A 19,392-nucleotide genomic window follows, 5' to 3' on the forward strand; every position below is an offset into this window, starting at 1 on the left:
GACCCGTACCCCCCCGCGCCCATCCCTACCCCAGCATGCCCGAACTGCCGGAAGTCGAAGTTACCCGCCTGAGTTTTGCCGACCGGATCGCCGGTGCCACGATCCTGGCGGTGCGCATGGGCAAAGCGCTGCGTTGGCCGCTCGGCATTGACCCCCGCCTGCTGGAGGGGCGCAGGATCCTGCAGGTGCGCCGCCGGGGGAAATACCTGTTGCTGGACCTCGACGAGGGTCTTCTCCTGTTACATCTCGGGATGTCCGGCAGCCTGAATTTCTCTCCCACCCAGCCCGAGCCCGGTCCGCACACCCATTTCGACATGGAGACGACGCGCGGCGCGCTCCGGCTGAACGACCCGCGCCGCTTCGGCGCGGTGGTTTACGCGCCCGCGGAGGACTCGTCTGTCGCGCGCAAGCTCCTGGGCGCGTTGGGGGTGGAGCCCCTTGAGGCCGGTTTCGGTGCGGAAGCATTCCACGCAGGCTTGCGAAAGCGCAACGCGGCCGTGAAACAGGTCCTGCTGGCGGGGGACATCGTGGTGGGTGTGGGAAATATCTACGCGTCCGAAGCGCTGTTTCTCGCGCGCATCCGGCCCACGACGCGGGCCTCCCGCATCGGGAGAGCCCGTTCGGACCGGCTGCACGCGGCGATACGCGAGGTGCTGGCGCGCGCGGTGGCCAAGGGCGGGAGTACCTTGCGGGATTTTTCCAGTGCGCAGGGCGAGAGCGGCTACTTCCAGCTCGAGGCCATGGTGTACGACCGCGAGGGATTGCCGTGCCGCATATGCGGCACCGCCATCAAGGCGATACGGCAGGGACAGCGCTCCACGTTCTACTGCCCGCATTGCCAGAAATGATGGCTGCGTACAGAGGAGCCTGATGCTATATTCAAAATAACAATCCGGGATTCTGAGTGGGCACCTCCTTCAACGAACAATTCGACCAGCATGGCCACTGGCGGCGCGAGTTCGCCCTGCGTCTGAAGCTGCTGTCCGAATGGCTCAAGGACCACGACCTGCTCGACTCCGCGGTCGAGGAGCGCCTGCGCCGCCTCGAGACGCAGATGCGCTCCGACAAGGTCATGGTTGCCTTCGTCGCCGAGTTTTCGCGCGGCAAGTCCGAGTTGATCAACGCGATCTTCTTCGCCGGTTACAAGCGCCGCATCATGCCGGCGAGCGCCGGGCGCACGACCATGTGCCCGACCGAACTCGGCTACGACGGCGACGTCCCGCCTTGCCTTCGGCTGCTGCCGATCGAGACCCGGTTGCAGCCGCAGGCGCTGATGGAATGGCGCGCCGTGCCCGAAAAGTGGACACGCGTCGACCTCGACGTGAACGACCCGGCGCAACTTGCGAAGGCCTTCGAGAAGGTGGCGGAGATCCGGCACGTCACGAAGGAAGAAGCGAAGGCGCTGGGTTTCTGGCACGACGACGCGCCGACCGAAAACCCGATGGTCAACTCGCAGGGGCTGGTCGAAATTCCGCGCTGGCGCCACGCCCTCATCAACATCGCGCATCCGCTGCTCAAGCAGGGCCTGGTCATCCTCGACACGCCCGGACTCAACGCGATCGGCGCGGAACCCGAACTCACGGTCAACCTGATTCCGCAGGCGCACGCCGTCGTGTTCATCCTCGCGGCGGACACAGGCGTCACGAAGTCCGATCTCTCGATCTGGCGTGAACACCTCATCACCGAGGCGGACAACATCGAGTCGCGCCTCGTGGTCCTGAACAAGATCGACACGATGTGGGATTCGCTTTCCACCCCGGTGCAGGTCCAGGCGCAGATCGACCGCCAGCGCGCGACCTCCGCTGAAATCCTCGGGCTGCCGAAGGAACAGGTCATCCCCGTGTCCGCGCAGAAGGGGCTCGTCGCCAAGGTCAACGACGATGCGCAGCTATTGCAAGCCAGCCAGCTGCCCGTGCTGGAACGCGCCCTCAGCCAGGGTGTGATGGGCCAGCGCCAGCGGATCCTTCGCGCGGCGGTGTCCGGCGGCATCGGCGAACTGCGCACGGAGGCGGGCCGTGCGATCCACATCCGCCGCCGCGACCTCGCCGAGCAGATGCAGGAGCTCAAGGGCCTGCGCGGCAAGAACACGTCCGTCATCAAGCACATGCGTGCGCGCATCGAGCAGGAGCAGGGGGACTTCGATGTGAGCGGCGCCCGCATCCACGCCGTGCGTTCGGTGCACCTGAAGCTGCTTCGCGAAGTCTTCGTGCTGCTGGGCACCGCCACGCTCAAGACGGAGATGGCCGAGCTCACCACCGCCTTGCGCCAGCCCGGCATCAAGCTCGGCGTGAAGAAGGCCTACGCCGCGACTTTCGAGCGGATGCGCTCGGGCTTGCGCACGGCCCAGTCCACCAGCGCGGAAATCCAGACGATGCTGACGGGCACGTTCCGCCAGCTCAATGCGGAATATGGCTTTTCGCTGCAGGCGCCGCGTGAGCCGGACCTCGAGCGCTTCATCCGCGACCTGGACCTCGTGGAGCGAAGCCACAACCAGTACCTGGGGATCGGCAATGCATTCCGGCTTGCACAGCCCGAGTTCGCGGACCGTCTGGTGCGCGCGCTGGCGACCCGGCTCCGCACGGTCTACGAATCGGCGTTGGGAGAGGTCGAGTTGTGGAACAAGTCCGCGGCCGCCCAGCTCGATGCCCAACTGCGCGAACGCCGCCGAAATTTCGGCCGCCGCATCGAAGCCATCGAACGCATCCAGCAGGCGGCGAGCGGTCTCGACGACCGCATCACGGAGATCGCGACGCAGGAACATGCCCTCGACCAGCTCGACCTGAAACTGACCGAGCTCACCGGCCACCTCATCGACATCCCCGAAGGCGCGCCCCCCGCCGAGCCTGCGCTGCAGCCGGCATGAACACGCTGCCGGCCGGTTTTTCCGGCCGTGTCGTCCGGTGGCAACAAACCCACGGCCGCGCGGGCTTGCCCTGGCAGGGCCTCCGCGATCCGTACCGCGTCTGGTTGTCCGAGGTGATGCTGCAGCAAACCCAGGTCGCGACCGTCCTCGGCTACTACGCGAGATTCCTCGAGCGCTTCCCCGACGTGCGCGTGCTGGCGTCGGCGAGTGAGGACGAAGTTTTCGGCTTGTGGAGCGGGCTCGGGTACTACAGCCGCGCGCGCAACATGCACCGCTGCGCGAAGGATGTGGTGGCCTTGCACGGGGGCGAGTTTCCGCGCAGCGCGGAGCAGCTGCGGACGCTGCCCGGAATCGGCCGGTCGACCGCGGCGGCGATCGCGTCGTTCTGCTTCGGCGAACGCATCGCCATCCTGGATGGGAATGTCAAGCGAGTGCTCGCGCGCGTCCTGGCGTTCGACGCGGACCTGGCCAGCGCCGCGAACGAGCGCGTGCTGTGGGGTCACGCGCAGGACTTGTTGCCGGCGAGAGCGTTGAACGAGGCCATGCCCCGGTACACGCAAGGCTTGATGGACCTCGGCGCGACCATCTGCACCGCGCGCAGTCCGTCATGCCTGCTTTGCCCGGTGCGCGATATGTGCGCGGCTCGGGCGCAGGGTGAGCCTGAACGCTATCCCGTCAAGACGAGAAAGCTCAAGCGCAGCGCGCAATCGCTGTGGCTGCTGCGCGCGCGATCGCAAGAGGGTGGCGTGTGGCTGGAAAGGCGGCCGCCGAAGGGGATCTGGGCAGGCCTTTACTGCCTTCCGGTGTTCGAAAGCCGGGACGCGCTGCAGGCCGCGCTGCCGACGTCGCTGATCGCGAAGCTGGAAGACGGCGAGCCCTTCCTCCACGTGCTGACCCACAAGGATTTGCACTTGCATCCCGTGGAAGTCGAACTGCCCGGATCTACATTGCAATCGGCGGGCGCCTGGTATGCCCAAGCCGATTGGGATCGTCTCGGGCTGCCTGCCCCCATCCGCAAGCTGCTGCAGGCCTAGCGCCCGTCCAGTTCGCGATGGCGCCGGCGCGTGGTCCAGCGCGCCCCGAACGCCGCCGCCAGTTGCTCCACGAGATACACCGATCGGTGCTGCCCTCCGGTGCAACCGATCGCGACCGTGACATAGCTGCGGTGGTCCCGCGCGAGAGGCTCCAGCCATTCGTCGAGGAAAGCCTCGATCCTGGAGTACATCCGCTGGACGTCCTCCTGCCGGCGCAGGAAGGCGATGACCGGCTCGTCGCGCCCCGTCAGGTCTCGCAGTCCAGGTTCGTAATGCGGGTTGGGGAGCATGCGCACGTCGAATACGTAGTCGGCATCCACGGGAACGCCGCGCTTGAATGCGAAAGACTCGAAAACCAGCGTGAGCTGGCTGGCGGGTGCGGAGAGCAACGACTTCACATAGGCCTGCAGCTGCGAGGCGCGGATGACGCTCGTGTCGATTACCTGCGCGTGTTCGCGCAAGTCGGCGAGCAACTCGCGTTCGAGCTCGATGGCTTCGACCAGCGCATGTTGCTGGTCCAGCGCCGTATTGGTCGACAGCGGGTGGCGGCGCCGCGTCTCCGAAAAGCGCCGCACCAGCGTTTCGGTGGTGGAGTCCAGGAAAAGCGACTGCAGCACCACGCCTTGCTGGCGCAACGCGCGCAGTTGCGCCGGCACCTGTGGCAGCGAGGTCGCGCTGCGCACATCGACCGCGATGGCGACGCGCTCCGCGCTGGCCTGCTGCTCCAGCGCGACGAAAGCGCCGAGCAATTCCGGCGGCAGGTTGTCGACACAGTAATAGCCCGCGTCCTCCAGCGCGCGCAGCGCGACCGACTTTCCGGAGCCGGACATGCCTGTGATGAGGACGATCTCGAGAGCCATGGTCTTATTTCACCCTCGCACCGACGCTGCCCAGCATTTCCTTTGCGTGCGCAACCGTGGTGCCCGACAGATGCTCGCCGCCCAGCATGCGGGCGATCTCCGCCACGCGCTGCTCACCTTGTACCGATGTCACGGTGCTGGATGGGCCCGACTTGTCCGATTGTTTGGCGACCACGAGGTGATGGTCCGCGCAGGCAGCGACCTGGGGCAGGTGCGTCACGGCGAGCACTTGCCGATCCCGGCCGAGCTGCTTCATGAGGCGCCCGACGGTTTCGGCGACCGCGCCGCCCACGCCCGAATCGACCTCGTCGAAAATCAGTGTCTGCGCCGTTCCCAGCCGGCTGGTGGTGACTGCGATGGCGAGGGCGATGCGCGAAAGTTCGCCGCCCGACGCGACCTTGCCCACGGGGCGCGGCGTGGTGCCCGCATGGCCCGCAACGAGGAATGAGATTTCCTCCAGGCCGCCCTGGGTAGGCTGCGCTGCCTTCTCGAGCGCGATCTCCAAACGCCCGCCCTGCATCCCGAGACCTTGCATCGCGAGCGTCACGGCCTTGGCCAATTGCGGCGCGGCCTTCATCCGCGCTTTCGAAAGCGCTCGGGCCTCCGTCATGAACGCGTCGGCTTCCTTTTGTTCCGCCGCTTCGAGCGCTGCGAGGTCGGCGGCGGCGTCGAGCTTCAGGAGCTCTTCCTTCCAGGAAGCGAGCAGTCCCGGGAGTTCCGCGGGGGCTCGCTTGTACCGTCGCGAGAGCGACATCCACAGGGACATGCGTTCGTCGAGTTCGGCCAGGCCGGCCGGGTCCAGCTCGGTCTTGCGCAAATAGGCGTGCAACGAATGTGCGGCGTCTTCCACCTGGGCCAGGCTGGATGCCAGCACCGCGGCGAGGTCGCGAAATTGCGGCTCCACGTGTTCCTGGGCCTGCAGTTGGCCCTGGGCCTGCGATAGGCTGCGCGTGGCGCCGGATTCATCGGCTTCGAGCAAGTCCAGCGCGCCCTGCGCCGCTTCGAGCAGCGCTTGGGCATTCGCAAGGCGCGCGTGCGATGTGTTCAGCTCGTCCCATTCGTCGGCGCCCGGGCCCAGCTTTTCGACTTCCCCGATCTGCCAGGCGAGCCGCTCGCGTTCGCGCTGCAGCGAGTCCTGCGCGGCTCGTGCGTCGGCCAGCGTCTTCTGGGCGGCGCGCCAGCGCTGCCACAGTTGCGCGAGCGCCTGCGTGCTGACGCCCGCATACCCGTCGAGCAAGCCGCGCACGGCGTCGGGGCGCGTGAGGCTTTGCCATGCGTGCTGCCCATGAATGTCCACGAGTTGCTCGGCAAGTTCGCGCAGCTGCGTGGCCGTCGCGGGGGTGCCGTTGATCCACGCGCGGCTCTTTCCCTGCAGGTCGATGCTGCGGCGGAGCAGCAGGGCGTCGTCGGATTCGAATCCTGCTTCCTCCAGCCACGGTGCCAGGGAAGGGGGAAGGTCGAACTCGGCAGTGATGTCCGCGCGAGATGCGCCTTCCCGGACGACGCCGCTCTCTGCCCGCGAGCCGAGCGCCAGCTGCAGCGCATCGACCAGGATGGACTTGCCCGCGCCCGTCTCGCCGGTCAGCACGCCGAAGCCGCCTTCCAGTTCCAGGTCCAGTTCGCGCACGATCACGAAATCGCGCAGGGCGATCCTCTTGAGCATCAGTTTCCCTCGTTCCAGTGAAGCTTCTTGCGCAGCGTGTCGAAATACGTCCATCCACGCGGATGCAGGAAGCGCACGCGGTGCTGCGACCGCTTGACGGTGATACGGTCGCCATGGAGCAGCGACGCGAGCGACTGCATGTCGAAATTGGCGCTTGCATCGCGCCCCGACACCAGCGCGATGGTTACTTCCGACGCATCGGGCAGCACGATGGGGCGGTTGGACAGCGTATGCGGCGCGATGGGCACCAGGACCCAGCCGGGCGTGGAAGGATGCAGGAGGGGCCCGCCCGCGGAAAGCGCATAGGCGGTCGAGCCGGTCGGGGTTGCCACGATCAGGCCGTCCGCGCGCTGGTTCGCGACGAAGTGCCCGTCGACCTCCACCCGCAGCTCGACCATGCCCGACGTCGCTCCGCGGTTCACCACCACGTCGTTCATCGCCATTGCATGAAAAACGCAGTCGCCGTCGCGCATGACTCGCGCTTCCATGATGCTGCGGTGGTCTTCCTCGTAGTCGCCGCCCAGCATCTGGGTGAGTGCGTCGCGGTAATGGTCCAGGGGGATGTCGGTGATGAAGCCCAGGCGCCCCTGGTTGATCCCGATGAGGGGTACACCGTGCTTCGCAAGCTGCCGCCCGATGCCCAGCATCGTCCCGTCGCCGCCCACCACCAGCACGAGGTCGCAAGCCGACCCGATCGCCGGCACGTCGAGCATCGTGTAACCCGTAATGCCGGCGGTGGCCGCGGTTTCGCGCTCGAACACCACGTCGCATCCCATGGAGCCGAGGAAGTGCGCGATGCCCTCCAGGGCGACGCGCGTCGAGCCCGCCGCCGCGGCGGACACGGCCGTGTGGTACTTCCCGATCAGCGCCACCTGGCGGAACTTGGATTTCATCGGCAAATTACATCACTAAATCCCCCAGTGTCAGGCACGAACCGCATTGCGCGCGCCATGCCGTCGCTAAAATCACCCGACATGCTCGATGACCGCGCCAAGTTGTTGCTCAAAGCCCTGGTCGAGCGATACATCGCCGAGGGCCAGCCCGTGGGATCGCGCACCCTGTCGCGCGCATCCGGCCTCGACCTGTCGCCGGCCACGATCCGCAATGTGATGTCCGACCTCGAGGAGCTGGGCCTCATCGCCAGCCCGCATACCTCGGCGGGCAGGATTCCGACGGCGCGCGGCTACCGGCTTTTCGTGGACACGATGCTGACCGCCCAGCGCGAGCAGTTCGCCACGCCCAGCCTGCCGGCGGACCAGCCCCAGAAGGTGATCGCCAATGCCGCGCATTTGCTGTCCAACCTCTCGCAGTTCGTGGGGGTGGTGATGGCGCCGAAGCGCAGCTCGGTGTTTCGGCACATCGAGTTCCTGAGGCTGTCGGAAAAGCGCTACCTCGTGATCATCGTGTCGCCTGATGGAGACGTGCAGAACCGCGTCGTCTTCACCGAAGGCGACTACACACAGAGCCAGTTGATCGAGGCGGCCAATTTCCTCAATGCGAACTATGCCGGAATGGCGATCGAGCAGGTGCGCGAGCGCCTGAAGACCGAGGTGGAGCAATTGCAGAGCGAGATCGCCTCGCTGATGCAGACGGCAGTGCAGGCCAGCAGCGATGCCATGGCCCAGCAGGACGAGGTCGTGATCTCCGGTGAGCGAAACCTCCTCGCCGTGAGCGACTTCTCCAGCGACATGGGTCACTTGCGCCGCGCCTTCGACCTCTTCGAACAGAAAACGCAGCTGATGCGCCTGCTCGACATCTCCAGCCAGGCCGCGGGCGTGCGGATCTTCATCGGGGGCGAGAGCCAGGTCGTGCCTTTCGAGGAGTTGTCGGTCGTCAGCGCGCCATACCAGGTGGACGGGCAGATCGTCGGCACCCTGGGTGTGATCGGTCCGACGCGCATGCCCTACGATCGGATGATCCAGATCGTCGACATCACGTCGAAGCTCGTCAGCAACGCGCTGAGCCATCACAAGTAGATCTGCCTCAGATTTCCCCCACCCCGAAAATCAGTCATGGCCCTGCATTTCCTGGACTACGATCCCGATGACATCGATGTCCGCGTCGCCGAGTTGCTCACCGCCACGAGCGACTCCGCGGACCCCCTCCTGCACCCCAAGGTTTCGGAAGCGCTCCAGATCCTGCGGCAACACCTGAACATGGACGTCGCCTTCGTCTCGCAGTTTTCCGGAGGCAAGCGCACCTTTCGGGTCGTGGAGAGCGATCCGAACGTGACGTTGGTCGTCGCCGGCCAGTCGGACCCGCTCGAGAAGGCGTGGTGCCAATACGTGGTGGACGGGCGTTTGCCGGGATTCATCGAAGACGGGCGGGAAGTGTCCAAGGCTGGCCAGGCGCCCGAAGTCGCCTTCGATATCGGAACCCACTTGAGTACGCCTGTGGTCCTGAACAACGGCGAGGTTTACGGAACGCTCTGCTGCTTCAGCCAGCAGGTCCAGAAAGACGTTACGCCGCTCGACTTGCGCAGGCTCCAGATTGCCGCGAAAGTGCTGGCCGACGACCTGCAAAGGGCTGGGATGGGGCGTTCGCTCGAACTGCAGCCGGTGGAGCCTTCCGACGCCAGCAAGGGAAAGCCCTGGCGGTTCTCCTGACCGGCAGGACTGCTTTCCGTGTCCCGGCGGGGCGTGCTGACTGTGGAGTACCATTGAACCGTGGGGCGTTAGCTCAGTTGGTTAGAGCAGAGGACTCATTCGCAAAGAGTGACCCGGCCGCGAAAGCGACCGTGGAAAAACCGGGTGAATTCAGGGAAAACTCTCTCGGGAGTCAATCCTGAGCCAAGCCCACCGAAGGCGGGCCTGACGGCCAGTAGGTGGGAAGGTGCAGAGACTAGGACGTGAGGAGCCGATCCGATAAACGTCCATGAGCGCCCGGCACCCTAACGAGCGCAAGCGTCGAGGGTGGTGAGATAGTCCGGGGAGCAGGGTGACCTGCGCAAACCTGAATCCTTTGGTCGTTGGTTCAAGTCCAACACGCCCTACCACTTGCCGTCTGCGACCGAGGGAGCATCAGGGGTTGTGGATTGCACTCAAAATCGCCCGCAAGCGCGCGGGTGGGACCGGCTTGTACAACGACGCGGAACTCCTGGACGCGATCGAGTCGGTCCTTGTGGCTGCATGATGCCATGGGCCCCATCTCTGGAAACTTCATGCTGGCTCGCGCCGACGAATTGTCGGTGCTGCTGCCGCTGGACGGCATCGGCGCGATCAACTACGTCGCCGGCGACCTCTCACTGACCGAAGTGCCGGGACTGTTCGCCGCAGGTGAGGAAGGCCGCAGCCAGCTTATCGTCGCGCCTTCACGCCGCCTGCGCCCCTTGGCGGATTTCCCCAAAAGTCGCTTTGTGCTCACGCCCATGGCCTTCACCGGCAGCACGATTCACATCGCGTGGAGTGACGTCAGAGTGCTCATCGGCGCCCAATTCAACCTGATGCCCTTGCCAGAGGCGCTCGATCATGTAGACGCTCCCGTCGATGGGTATGTCCTGGTGGCCGGTCGTCCTGCCTTTCGAAGCGATTCGCGTCGCTTGCTCGAGTTCATGCTGTCCGGAGAGGGTCCCCATGACAGAGGTTGACACCCCGGCCGTACCCGCACGGCTGCTCGCTTATGCGCCCGGGCATACCGTCGCATTCGCTCAACACTGCGCGGTGGCCCTTGCCGAGACGCCGGAGATCTTCGAGGTTCCGGGACAGCCCGCGCACTGCCTCGGGTTGATCGAGTGGGCGGGGAAGCTCGTTCCTCTGATTGATCTTCACTTGTTGATCGCGGGCTCCACAGCCTTGAGCACAGGCGTGCCGGGCCACGTCCTGATTCTCTCCTGGCAGGCCGAATCGGGACACGCGCTGCAGTATGGGGCCGTCTGTGCGCCAAGCCTGGTGACCGGCGCACTGGTCAGCGACGCGGATCGTTGCGAAATGCCTGCCGACGTGCCTGTTCTCGCGACCCTTGCCTTCGCTTTCTTCCTGAGAGGCGATTGCGTTGTGCCCATCATCGACACACGACGACTGTTTGGGACTCGCATCTCGCAGGATTCATGACTTCGTGGGGCCGCCCAGGCGCCATATGACCTCGAGCGGGTACAAGCCATCGGTGCTCTGCGTCGACGACGAAGTCGTTGTGGTGCGCTCCCTCCGTTGGCTTCTCGAAGAAGAGTTCCAGGTCGAAACCGCCTGCGGTGGGCGTGAAGGCATCGAGTACATCGGCCGGCAGCAGTTCAATGTCGTGATCAGCGACCAACGCATGCCGGGCATGAGCGGCACGCAGTTTCTGGCGCGCGTCAAAGACCAGCAGCCGCAGGCCATGCGACTTCTTCTCGCGGCCTATTCGGACTACCAGGCCGTTCTGGACTCGATCAACCACAGCGAGGCCTACCGGTTCATCAACAAGCCCTGGAACAACGCGGAGCTGCTCCACCTCGTCTCCGAGGCCGCCTCGATTTCGTTGTCCATGACTGCGCCCGACAGAATCCCCCGCGGGCACCCGGGGCGGCGGGGCGGGGCGGTGCTCGTGCTCGACGACGACGCTTCCGTATTGCCTCTGGTCAAGGGCATTGTCGGCTCGGCACACCAGGTTCTCTGGGCACGGAGTGTGGATGAGGCATCGGCCATGTCGGTCGAGGCCCGCTCGCTGGCGGTGATGGTGTGCGAATGCTCGGTGAAAGGCGTCAGCACCCTGGGACTGATCAGCGCTCTCAAGGCCCAGAGACCTGCCGTCATGACGATCGTGCATACCCGGGAACGCGATGCCCGCGCGGTACGCCGCCTGATCAACGAGGGCCATGTGTTCCGGTTCCTGAACAAGCCGGCTTCGGGCGTGCCCCTCTCGGCGATGCTGTACCGGGCGATTGCCCGCCACTGGGAATTGGCGCCGCAGCTGGAAGCTGCCTGATCCATTCTTCATGGCCCATGGCCCCGCGGCGCCGGGACGGCAATGCCGGTCGCAGGGTTGAGCGGCCGTGCTAAGCTGACCGTCCCGTTTTCGGCCCGTACAGAAAGCACCCCCATGCCCGGACTCCTGCCCCACGTCGATCCCGACGGCCTGCTCGAATTTTCCGTGGTCTACACCGACCGCGCCCTCAACCATATGTCGCGCAGCTTCCAGGGCGTGATGAAGGACATCTCCGGCATCCTGAAGGAAGTGTATGGCGCGAAATCCGCGGTGCTGGTGCCGGGCAGCGGGACGTTCGGCATGGAATCCGTGGCACGTCAGTTCGCATCCGGCAAGGATGTGCTCGTCATCCGCAACGGCTGGTTCAGCTATCGCTGGACGCAAATCTTCGAGATGGGCAGCATCCCCGCCTCGTCGACCGTCCTCAAGGCGCGCAAGACCGGTCCGGGCGCGCAGTCGCCATGGATCCCGGCGCCCATCGCCGAAGTGCAGGCTGCGATCCGCGAGAAAAAGCCCGCGGTCGTCTTCGCGCCGCACGTCGAAACCGCTGCCGGGATGATCCTGCCCGATCACTACCTGAAGGCCGTCGCCGATGCCGTGCATGAATTCGGCGGCCTCTTTGTCCTCGACTGCATCGCGTCCGGCGCGATCTGGGTCGACATGAAGGCGACCGGCGTCGACGTTCTCATCTCCGCCCCGCAAAAAGGCTGGAGCAGTTCGCCCTGCTGCGCGATGGTGATGCTGAGCGAGCGCGCCCGCGCCGCCATCGACTCCACCGCCAGCACGAGCTTCGCGATGGACCTGAAGAAGTGGCTCGCGATCATGGAAACCTATGAGGGCGGCGGGCACGCGTACCACGCGACGATGCCGACCGACGCGCTCACGCGCCTGCGGGAAGCGATGAAGGAAACGCAGGCCCTCGGTTTCGCGAAGATGAAGGCCTCTCAGGAGGACCTCGGGCGCAAGGTTCGCACGCTGTTCGAGAGCCGTGGGCTGGCGAGCGTCGCGGCTGAAGGCTTCAAGGCCCCGGGCGTGGTGGTCAGCTACACCACCGACCCGGAAATCCAGTCGAGTCGCAAGTTCCTCGCCGAAGGCCTGCAGACCGCTGCCGGCGTGCCGCTGCAGTGCGACGAGGGCGGCGACTTCATGACCTTCCGCATCGGGCTCTTCGGCCTCGAGAAGTGGCAGCACGTGGACCGCACCGTGGCGCAACTCGCCGCGGCGCTCGACCACATCGGCCTGGGCGCTGCCGCGGCCAAGCCCCAGCCCGTCACGGCCTGACCTTCAAGCGGCGGCCTGCCGCTTGAGCCAGCGCATCAATGCCCCGATGAGGGGCAGCTTCTCGTAGACCTCCTCCGCCGCATCCCAATAGTCGCGATGCACGCGGATGCGCCCGTCCGCACCCAGCGTGAGGTGCGAAGCGCCGCGCACGACCTGTGGCGTCTCGGGTCGCCACGAGCGAAACCGGAAGCGGAACTCCCATGCCAGCCAGCATTCGTTCCCCTGGCCCATGCGGCTCGTGACGACGAAGCGCGGCTCGTGCAGTGCCTCGAACATGTGTGCGTAGATCCGGCGGATCGGGGCCAGCCCTCGCACCTCGCTGAACGGATCCTTGAAGCTCGCGTCGTCGTCGTAGAACTCCCCGAGCAGCGGCAGGTCGCGGCTCGAAAACGACTCGAAGAAGGCGACGATGCGGTCCAGCGCGGCTTCGTTCATGTACCGGTCCCCCGGCGCACCAGCGCCTGATACAGCCGGAAAGGCAGGCGTGCGAGCAGCTTCATCGGCCAGGTGAAGCGCCGCGGGAAATGGATCTCGAAATGCCCGCGCTCCCAGCCGAGGATCATCCGGTGCGCCGCTTCGGCGGGACCGATCATCGCAGGCATCGCGAAGTCGTTCTTCGCGGTCATCGGGGTGTCGACGAAGCCGGGATTGACGACACTCACGCCCAGGCCCCGGCCATGCAATTCCAGATACATGGTTTCGGCGAGGTGAATGAGCGCGGCCTTGGTCGGGCCATAGGCCGCGCTGCGCGGCAGGCCGCGGTAACCCGCCACGCTCGCGAGCAGGCTGATGTGCCCGTGTCCCTCGCGCAGCATCGCGGGGAGCACCGCGCCGATCGCGCCGAGCGCGCCGGCGTAGTTCACCGCCTGGTGTTCCAGCATGTCCTGGAGGTCGAAGTCCGCGATGCTCTTGCCCTGGTAGTAAGCGGCGCAAAACACCATCATGTCCAGCGGGCCCGATTCGCGCACGCGGTCCGCGGCGCGCGCGACTTGCGTGGTGTTGCGCACATCCAGCGGCCACGCCCGTGCGCCGGGATGCGCCGCAACGAAATCATCCAGCGCCTGCGCGTTGCGGCCGGACACGTGCACCTGCGCGCCACGAGCGTGCAGGGCGGAGGCCGCGGCGCGTCCGATGCCGCTCGATGCGCCCACGAGCCACACGCGGCATCCCTGCCAGGTGTCGACGGGCGGATTGAGAGGCGGCAGCAGGCGCGGAAACGTCATGTGCGTTTCGTGAAGGAGAGCGTGACCTCGCCCAGGTGGAGACCCAGTTTGCTCATCGAAGTCCTGTTCAACATCACGGTGTCCGTCATGAGGTACATCCAGTCGTCCATCTGCACGTTCCACACGCGCTCGCCGACCGGCAGGGCGAGCGTGTAGTTCCAGCGCAGCGCATTGCCGCGGGCCTGGCCCTGCGCCTCGCCGACCACGTCGTCGGCGCGCCCGGTGTAGCGGCCGCCCTCCAGCTTGGTGACTCGCCAGAGCCGCCGCTGCTTCGTGCCATCGGAGTAGGTGAAGTCTTCGTCGAGCGTCCCCTCGTTGCCGGCCCACCGGCATTCGATCGCGACGACGAAGCGCTTCACGACCTTCCCGGAGCGGTCGGTGAAGATGCCCCACCCGTCCACGTGTCCGTTGAAGTAGGCCCGCAGGTCCAGCTGCGGTTTCTCCGACGCGTAGTCGGCGACATCGGGCGTGGCGCAACCGGCAAGCGTGGCGGCTCCGGCGGCGGCGAGAAGGGATCTGCGTTTCATGAAGCGGCTCCAGGTCGAATCCAGTGGAAGTGAAGAAGGGTGGCGGCGGCAAGCTTGAGCACGCAGGGGAGCACGCAATAGGCGAGGGCCAGGGCATCCAGCGCCTGCGGCGAGCGGCTGCCGGGCGTGTACCCCGCGAAGGCGAGCGACGGCAGCGCGACGCCTGCAGCGAGCGCGAGGTTCATCTTCGTCGCGAAGTTCCACCAGCCGAAGTACTGGCCTTCACCGCGCCCGCGCTGGCCCGCTTCGCCGATGACTCCCGCAAGGAGCGCGCTCGGCAGCGCGAGGTCGGTGCCGAGCGCGACGCCAGACAAAGCGCAGACGACGAGGAACGCGGCCGAATCGCCGGCGCCCAGCGCTGCGGCCCACACGAAGACGCCGATGGACACGGCCATGCCCGCGAGCCAGGTGCGCGCGAGGCCGATGCGCGTCACCACCTTGAGCCACAGCGGGATCGACAGCGCGGCGCACAGGAAGTAGCTCGCGAGGAAGAGCGGCTCCTGCGCGGGCGGCGCCTGCAGCCGGTCCCGCACGAAGAAGAGCACCAGGGTCGCGGGGATGGCGCTGGCGATGCCGTTCAGCATGAAGATGGACAGCAGGCGGCGGAAGCCCCGGACCCGCAACGGCGCGAACCAGTCGGCTGCCATCGGCGCCTCGACGCGCGCCACGGGCCGGCGCGAAGCCGCCCAGGCCCACCATCCCGCCGCGAGCCCGGCTGCCAGCACGCAGGCCGTGGCCGGCAAGCCCGCGAACGCGGGCAGGGCGGATGCCAGCAGCACGCCGATGAGGCCCATCCCTTCGCGCGACGCCACGATGCGACCGCGCGCGGCCTCGTCGCCCCCGAGCATCGCGCCCCAGGATTGGTGCGCGACGGACAGCACACTGAACGCCGCATAGGTGACGAGGAGCGAAAGCGCGGCCCAGGCGAGCAGGGGCGTCGTGCCGCGCACAGGCGGGAGCATCAGCAGCGCGAAGCCGAGCGCGAGCGCGGCCGACGCCGCCGCGCCGGCCGCGAGCACCTCGCGGGGCGACCTGCGAAAGAGCCGGTCGACGAAGATCCCGACCCATGGATCGAAAGCGGCATCGGCGAGCCGTGCCAACAGGAGCAGCGCGCCGAGCGCGCCGAGCGGCACGCCGAACTCGCGCGCATAGAGCGAGGGCAGCTGCACGTACAGCGGAAGCGCGACGAAGGCCAGCGGCAGGCCGAGCAGGCCATATCGCCAGCCGATGGGCACGTCGCGCACCGCGGAAGTCATGGCGGCGTGCTTCCCAGGAGCGCCGCGCGCAGGCCCGGCTCGGAGGTCGAAGGCGCGAGCCAGATCGAGAAGAAGCGGCGCGAGAACTCCGCGTCCGCGATCTCGCCGGCGAACTTGCCGTTGAAGTAGAAGCTCGCGCCCCGCCCCGGCCGGTGCACGCCGAGGAGCCGGTCCCCGGGTGCGACGTCGGGAATCGCCGCGAGCAGTTCGTCGGTCCAGCGTTGCGCGATGCCGGCGTCGATGCCGCCCGCGCGCTGCATCTGTTCCAGCGACACGCGCGAGATGTCTTTTCCCGTGAACGCGCGGAGATAGGCGAGCTCCAGGGCCAGCGGATGCTGCGTCCATGTGCGCTGCGTCGCCTCCGGCGCGAGCCACAGGCGTGCGTCGTAGGCGGCGAAACCCCACCAGGTGAGGCGTCCTCCCCCCGCGATGCGCAGCGCGGGCGCCGACGCCTCGACGGCGCGCGGCGGCCGCGGCGCCGCCTCGGCGGCCGCCGCGAATGACGCGAGCGCCAGCGCGCAGCTCACGAACGCTTTTGCAATGTGTATTGCACGACGTCCGTGTTGCGGTGTGCGAACGCCGCTTCGCAATACGCCAGGTAGAACTCCCATAGACGGATGAACCTTTCGTCGAAGCCCAGGGCCAGCACGTCGGTGCGGCGTTGCATGAAGCGTTCGCGCCACAAGCGCAGCGTGAGCGCATAGTCGCCACCGAACGCAAACCGGTCGACCACCTCCAGGCCGGCGGCATTCGCCTCGCGCTCGAACTCGCGGGGGCAAGGCAGGCAGCCGCCGGGGAAGATGTACTGCTGGATGAAATCCGTGCCGCGGATGTAGCGCGGCCAGAGTGCGTCGTCCATCACGATCGACTGGATGCAGGCGCGGCCGCCGGGCTTGAGCAGCGCGCTCACCTGGCCGAAGTAGGTGGGCCAGTAGTCGCGACCGACCGCCTCGACCATCTCGATCGAACAGATCGCGTCGAACGGTGCGTCGGAGACGTCGCGATAGTCCTGCAGGCGCAGGTCCGCACGGCTTCCCGCGCCCGCCGCTGCGAGCCGTTGCCGGGCGAATTCCAGTTGCTCGGTGGACAAGGTGACGCCGGTGACATTGGCGCCGAATTCGCACGCTGCCATTTCGGCGAGCGCGCCCCAGCCGCAGCCGATCTCCAGCACCCGGTCACCCGGCTTCACGCCGGCCATCGCGAGCACGCGCCGTGTCTTGGCATCCTGGGCCGCCGCGAGCGGGCGGTCGGGGTCCCCGTCGAAACACGCCGAGGAATAGTTCATCGTCTCGTCCAGCCACAGGCGGTAGAACGCATTGCCCAGGTCGTAGTGCGCGTGGATGTTGCGCCGGCTGCCGGCCCGGTTGTTGCGATGCAGGGCGTGGCGCACGCGCGCCGCGAGTTGCCCCAACCAGCTGCCATGCACGGCGTCGCCGAGCTCGGCGCGATTGCGCACCAGCAGCATCAGCACATCGGGCAGGTTCGGCGTCGACCAGTCGCCCGCCATCCAGCTTTCGGCCAGGCCGATGTCGCCGCGCGCCATGACGCCGGCGAAAACGCCCCAGTTGTGGACCGAGATCGCGGCATGCGGCTCGCCCTGGCCGAAGCGCCGCCGCGCGCCGTTCGGAAATTCCACGGAGAGCGTGCCGTGCCGCAGCCGCTCCAGATGGTTGGTGATGAGGCGCGCCACGCCGCGCGTGGGCGCAGCCACGGCAGGGCGCTGGAAGGTGGTGGTGGTGTTCATCGTGTCGTGGAGCCCGTGGGGATGGGGTCCGCGCCGCGGCGGACATGGGGGAAGAAGGGAACGCGCGCGAGCCAGAGCCGCAGCGCCTGCCAGTGGATGCGGGCCATCACGCCCAGCATGAGGAGGGGAAAGCGCAATGCGCCCGACAGCAACGCGCTTCGCGTGGCGGGTTGCAGGCTGCCGCCCACGCTGGTGCGAAGCAACGGTCCTTGTGCGTCGTCGTAGTCCACGCGCGCCAGCGTGCGGCCTTGCGCGAGGTCCAGGAAGAAGCGGAAGCGGTAGCCGCCCTCGACCCGGCAGAACGGCGACACGTGCATCTCCTTGCCCGCGCGCAGTTCGCTGCCCCAGGCGGCGGCGTCCAGGACGTAGGCATGCCGCTCGCCGAAGGTGTTGTTCACCTCGGCCACCACGGCGCGCAGCGTGCCGTCGGCGCGATGGCAATACCAGAAGCTCACCGGCTTGAAGGTGTAGCCCCCCATGCGCGGATAGCAATGCAGCCAGGCTTCGCCGGTGGCATCGCCGATGCCGTGGCGCGCGAGCAGCGCATCCAGCCACGTCAGGGCATTCGCACCACCGTCGCCGTGGTCGCTGTCATGAAAGCTGATGATCCCGGCGCGGTTGTGCGCGAGCGCCCATCGACCCGCGTGCAGCGCCCGCATCGGCAGCAGCAGGAACAGCGTCGGGTAGCGGAACGCATGCGCGACCGGCCGCAACCGCGCATGGCGTACGTGGCCGATGCCGAGCAGCGGACCCGTCATGCCAGTGCCTCCACTTCCTCGATGCGACGCTGCACGAGCAGGGCCTTCGCGGCAGCCTGGCCGGACACGAGCCCGTCTTCATGGAAGCCGTAGCCGGCCCAGGCGCCGCAGAACCAGGTGTTGCGCCGGCCCTGCAACTGCGCGAGCTGGCGTTGCGCGCGTACCGCCCCGGCGTCGAAAACGGGATGCTCGTAGTCGAATTCGCGGATGACGGCCGCCGCGTCGATCCGGCGCACCGGGTTGAGCGAGACGATCACCGGTTGCTCCCACGGCAACGGCTGCAGTCGGTTGATGAGGTAATGCAGGCACACGGCGCGTCCCGCACCGGCCGGGGACGCCTCGTAGTTCCACGCGGCCCACGCGCCGCGGTGCCGCGGCAGCACCGATGAATCGGTGTGAAGAATGGCGTGGTTGTGCTGGTAGCGGATCGCACCGAGCACGCCTCTTTCCAGCGCGGAGGCATCCGGCAGCACGGCCAGCGCCTGGTCGGGATGCGTGGCGATCACGACGCGGTCGAAGCGCGCCGTGCCGGCGTCGGTGGTGATCCACACGCCGTCCTCCTCGCGCTCGATGCGGCGCACGGGTGTCCTCACCCGCGCGTCCGCCAGGCCGTCGACGATCTTACGCACGTACTCGCGCGACCCGCCGGTCACCGTGTACCACTGCGGCCGGTCCGCGATCTGCAGCAGGCCGTGGTTGTGGCAGAAGCGCACCAGCGTGCCCACCGGAAAGCGCAGCATGTCCTGCGTCGGGCCGCTCCAGATGCAGCCGATCATCGGCAGCAGGTACCACTCCCGGAACTCGCGCGAGTAGCCGCGCGTGTCGAGGAAGCCCCCGAGCGATTGGTCCATCCCGGACCAGGTCGACTCGGCGATCTGGGTCGCGTCGCGGTTGAAGCGCAGCAGGTCGCGCAGCATGCGCCAGAACCCGGGCCGGCCCAGGTTCGCGCGCTGGCAGAAAACGCTCGACAGGCTCGTCCCGCTCCACTCGAGCGCCCGGCCGCCGAAGGCGCGCGGCACTTGCACCGAGAACGACATGTCCGACTTCGCCGTCGCGACGCCCAATTCGGCGAAGAGGCGGATGAGGCCCGGGTAGGTGCGCTCGTTGTAGACGAGGAAGCCGGTGTCGACGCCGTGGGTGACGCCGCCGAGCGTCACGTCCACGGTGTTCGCGTGACCGCCGAAGTGCTCCCCGGCCTCGAACAGGCTGACCTGTGAATTCCAGCGCAGGGCATGCGCGGCAGCCAGTCCCGCGATCCCGCTGCCGACCACGGCGACTTTCATC

At 67.1% G+C, this 19,392-nt stretch carries 20 protein-coding genes; 9 read left to right on the forward strand and 11 right to left on the reverse strand.

What is annotated here, in order from left to right:
* Positions 1–35 precede the first annotated feature (35 nt).
* Genes mutM through mutY form a run of 3 tightly spaced genes read left to right on the forward strand, consistent with a single transcriptional unit; the run spans position 36 to position 3,897 of the window.
* On the forward strand, positions 36–848 hold the full coding sequence (gene mutM / locus I5803_RS16165; RefSeq protein ID WP_196987354.1) for a bifunctional DNA-formamidopyrimidine glycosylase/DNA-(apurinic or apyrimidinic site) lyase: 813 nt from the start codon (positions 36–38) through the stop codon (positions 846–848).
* Between the two features lie 56 nt (positions 849–904).
* A complete protein-coding gene (locus I5803_RS16170) occupies positions 905–2,863 on the forward strand; it encodes a dynamin family protein (RefSeq protein ID WP_196987355.1) in 1,959 nt (652 codons plus the stop codon).
* Positions 2,860–3,897, forward strand: a complete 1,038-nt coding sequence (mutY, locus tag I5803_RS16175; RefSeq protein ID WP_196987356.1) for an A/G-specific adenine glycosylase — start codon at positions 2,860–2,862, stop codon at positions 3,895–3,897. Before I5803_RS16170 ends, mutY begins: the two co-directional genes overlap by 4 nt.
* Here mutY and rapZ read toward each other — a convergent pair.
* Genes rapZ through I5803_RS16190 form a run of 3 tightly spaced genes read right to left on the reverse strand, consistent with a single transcriptional unit; the run spans position 3,894 to position 7,313 of the window.
* Positions 3,894–4,757 carry an RNase adapter RapZ gene (gene rapZ / locus I5803_RS16180; protein WP_196987357.1) on the reverse strand — a complete coding sequence of 288 codons (864 nt, stop codon included), beginning with the start codon at positions 4,755–4,757 and terminating at the stop codon, positions 3,894–3,896. The genes mutY and rapZ overlap by 4 nt on opposite strands.
* Before the next feature lie 4 nt (positions 4,758–4,761).
* Positions 4,762–6,423: a DNA repair protein RecN gene (recN, locus tag I5803_RS16185; protein ID WP_196988589.1), complete on the reverse strand. Its 1,662-nt coding sequence runs from the start codon at positions 6,421–6,423 to the stop codon at positions 4,762–4,764.
* The gene (locus I5803_RS16190; protein ID WP_196987358.1) at positions 6,420–7,313 is read right to left on the reverse strand and encodes an NAD kinase; all 894 of its coding nucleotides are present in this window, start codon (positions 7,311–7,313) and stop codon (positions 6,420–6,422) included. Before I5803_RS16190 ends, recN begins: the two co-directional genes overlap by 4 nt.
* Before the next feature lie 81 nt (positions 7,314–7,394).
* Between I5803_RS16190 and hrcA the strand changes: the two genes are divergently transcribed.
* The 6 genes from hrcA to I5803_RS16220 all read left to right on the forward strand — a co-directional run bounded on the left by hrcA (position 7,395) and on the right by I5803_RS16220 (position 12,600).
* Positions 7,395–8,396 carry a heat-inducible transcriptional repressor HrcA gene (gene hrcA / locus I5803_RS16195; RefSeq protein ID WP_196987359.1) on the forward strand — a complete coding sequence of 334 codons (1,002 nt, stop codon included), beginning with the start codon at positions 7,395–7,397 and terminating at the stop codon, positions 8,394–8,396.
* Between the two features lie 36 nt (positions 8,397–8,432).
* On the forward strand, positions 8,433–9,026 hold the full coding sequence (locus tag I5803_RS16200) for a GAF domain-containing protein (RefSeq protein ID WP_196987360.1): 594 nt from the start codon (positions 8,433–8,435) through the stop codon (positions 9,024–9,026).
* A gap of 554 nt (positions 9,027–9,580) precedes the next feature.
* A complete protein-coding gene (locus I5803_RS16205; RefSeq protein ID WP_196987361.1) occupies positions 9,581–10,006 on the forward strand; it encodes a hypothetical protein in 426 nt (141 codons plus the stop codon).
* Entirely contained in the window at positions 9,993–10,469 is a 477-nt protein-coding gene (locus I5803_RS16210) for a chemotaxis protein CheW (protein WP_196987362.1), read from the forward strand. Before I5803_RS16205 ends, I5803_RS16210 begins: the two co-directional genes overlap by 14 nt.
* A gap of 52 nt (positions 10,470–10,521) precedes the next feature.
* Positions 10,522–11,319, forward strand: coding sequence for a response regulator (locus I5803_RS16215; RefSeq protein ID WP_196987363.1), 798 nt, complete (start codon positions 10,522–10,524; stop codon positions 11,317–11,319).
* Positions 11,320–11,433: 114 nt separating this feature from the next.
* Positions 11,434–12,600 (forward strand): aminotransferase class V-fold PLP-dependent enzyme, encoded by a 1,167-nt coding sequence (locus I5803_RS16220; RefSeq protein ID WP_196987364.1) that lies wholly within the window; start codon positions 11,434–11,436, stop codon positions 12,598–12,600.
* A 3-nt stretch (positions 12,601–12,603) separates the two neighbouring features.
* Here the strand turns inward: I5803_RS16220 and I5803_RS16225 are convergent, their stop codons facing one another.
* The 8 genes from I5803_RS16225 to I5803_RS16260 are packed head-to-tail and all read right to left on the reverse strand — an operon-like array spanning position 12,604 to position 19,391.
* On the reverse strand, positions 12,604–13,035 hold the full coding sequence (locus I5803_RS16225; protein WP_196987365.1) for a nuclear transport factor 2 family protein: 432 nt from the start codon (positions 13,033–13,035) through the stop codon (positions 12,604–12,606).
* Positions 13,032–13,823: an SDR family NAD(P)-dependent oxidoreductase gene (locus I5803_RS16230; protein ID WP_196987366.1), complete on the reverse strand. Its 792-nt coding sequence runs from the start codon at positions 13,821–13,823 to the stop codon at positions 13,032–13,034. Before I5803_RS16230 ends, I5803_RS16225 begins: the two co-directional genes overlap by 4 nt.
* Positions 13,820–14,350 carry a DUF3833 domain-containing protein gene (locus I5803_RS16235; RefSeq protein ID WP_196987367.1) on the reverse strand — a complete coding sequence of 177 codons (531 nt, stop codon included), beginning with the start codon at positions 14,348–14,350 and terminating at the stop codon, positions 13,820–13,822. The genes I5803_RS16230 and I5803_RS16235 overlap by 4 nt, the downstream gene beginning before the upstream one ends.
* Positions 14,347–15,606 carry an MFS transporter gene (locus tag I5803_RS16240; RefSeq protein WP_196987368.1) on the reverse strand — a complete coding sequence of 420 codons (1,260 nt, stop codon included), beginning with the start codon at positions 15,604–15,606 and terminating at the stop codon, positions 14,347–14,349. The genes I5803_RS16235 and I5803_RS16240 overlap by 4 nt, the downstream gene beginning before the upstream one ends.
* Positions 15,603–16,133: a chalcone isomerase family protein gene (locus I5803_RS16245; RefSeq protein WP_354001677.1), complete on the reverse strand. Its 531-nt coding sequence runs from the start codon at positions 16,131–16,133 to the stop codon at positions 15,603–15,605. The genes I5803_RS16240 and I5803_RS16245 overlap by 4 nt, the downstream gene beginning before the upstream one ends.
* The gene (locus tag I5803_RS16250) at positions 16,130–17,350 is read right to left on the reverse strand and encodes an SAM-dependent methyltransferase (RefSeq protein ID WP_196987370.1); all 1,221 of its coding nucleotides are present in this window, start codon (positions 17,348–17,350) and stop codon (positions 16,130–16,132) included. Before I5803_RS16250 ends, I5803_RS16245 begins: the two co-directional genes overlap by 4 nt.
* On the reverse strand, positions 17,347–18,108 hold the full coding sequence (locus I5803_RS16255; protein ID WP_196987371.1) for a DUF1365 domain-containing protein: 762 nt from the start codon (positions 18,106–18,108) through the stop codon (positions 17,347–17,349). The genes I5803_RS16250 and I5803_RS16255 overlap by 4 nt, the downstream gene beginning before the upstream one ends.
* Positions 18,105–19,391 (reverse strand): NAD(P)/FAD-dependent oxidoreductase, encoded by a 1,287-nt coding sequence (locus I5803_RS16260; protein WP_196987372.1) that lies wholly within the window; start codon positions 19,389–19,391, stop codon positions 18,105–18,107. The genes I5803_RS16255 and I5803_RS16260 overlap by 4 nt, the downstream gene beginning before the upstream one ends.
* Between the last annotated feature and the right edge of the window lies 1 nt (position 19,392).

Origin of the sequence: Caenimonas aquaedulcis, assembly GCF_015831345.1 — a bacterium.
GTDB classification, from domain to species: Bacteria; Pseudomonadota; Gammaproteobacteria; order Burkholderiales; family Burkholderiaceae_C; genus Ramlibacter; species Ramlibacter aquaedulcis.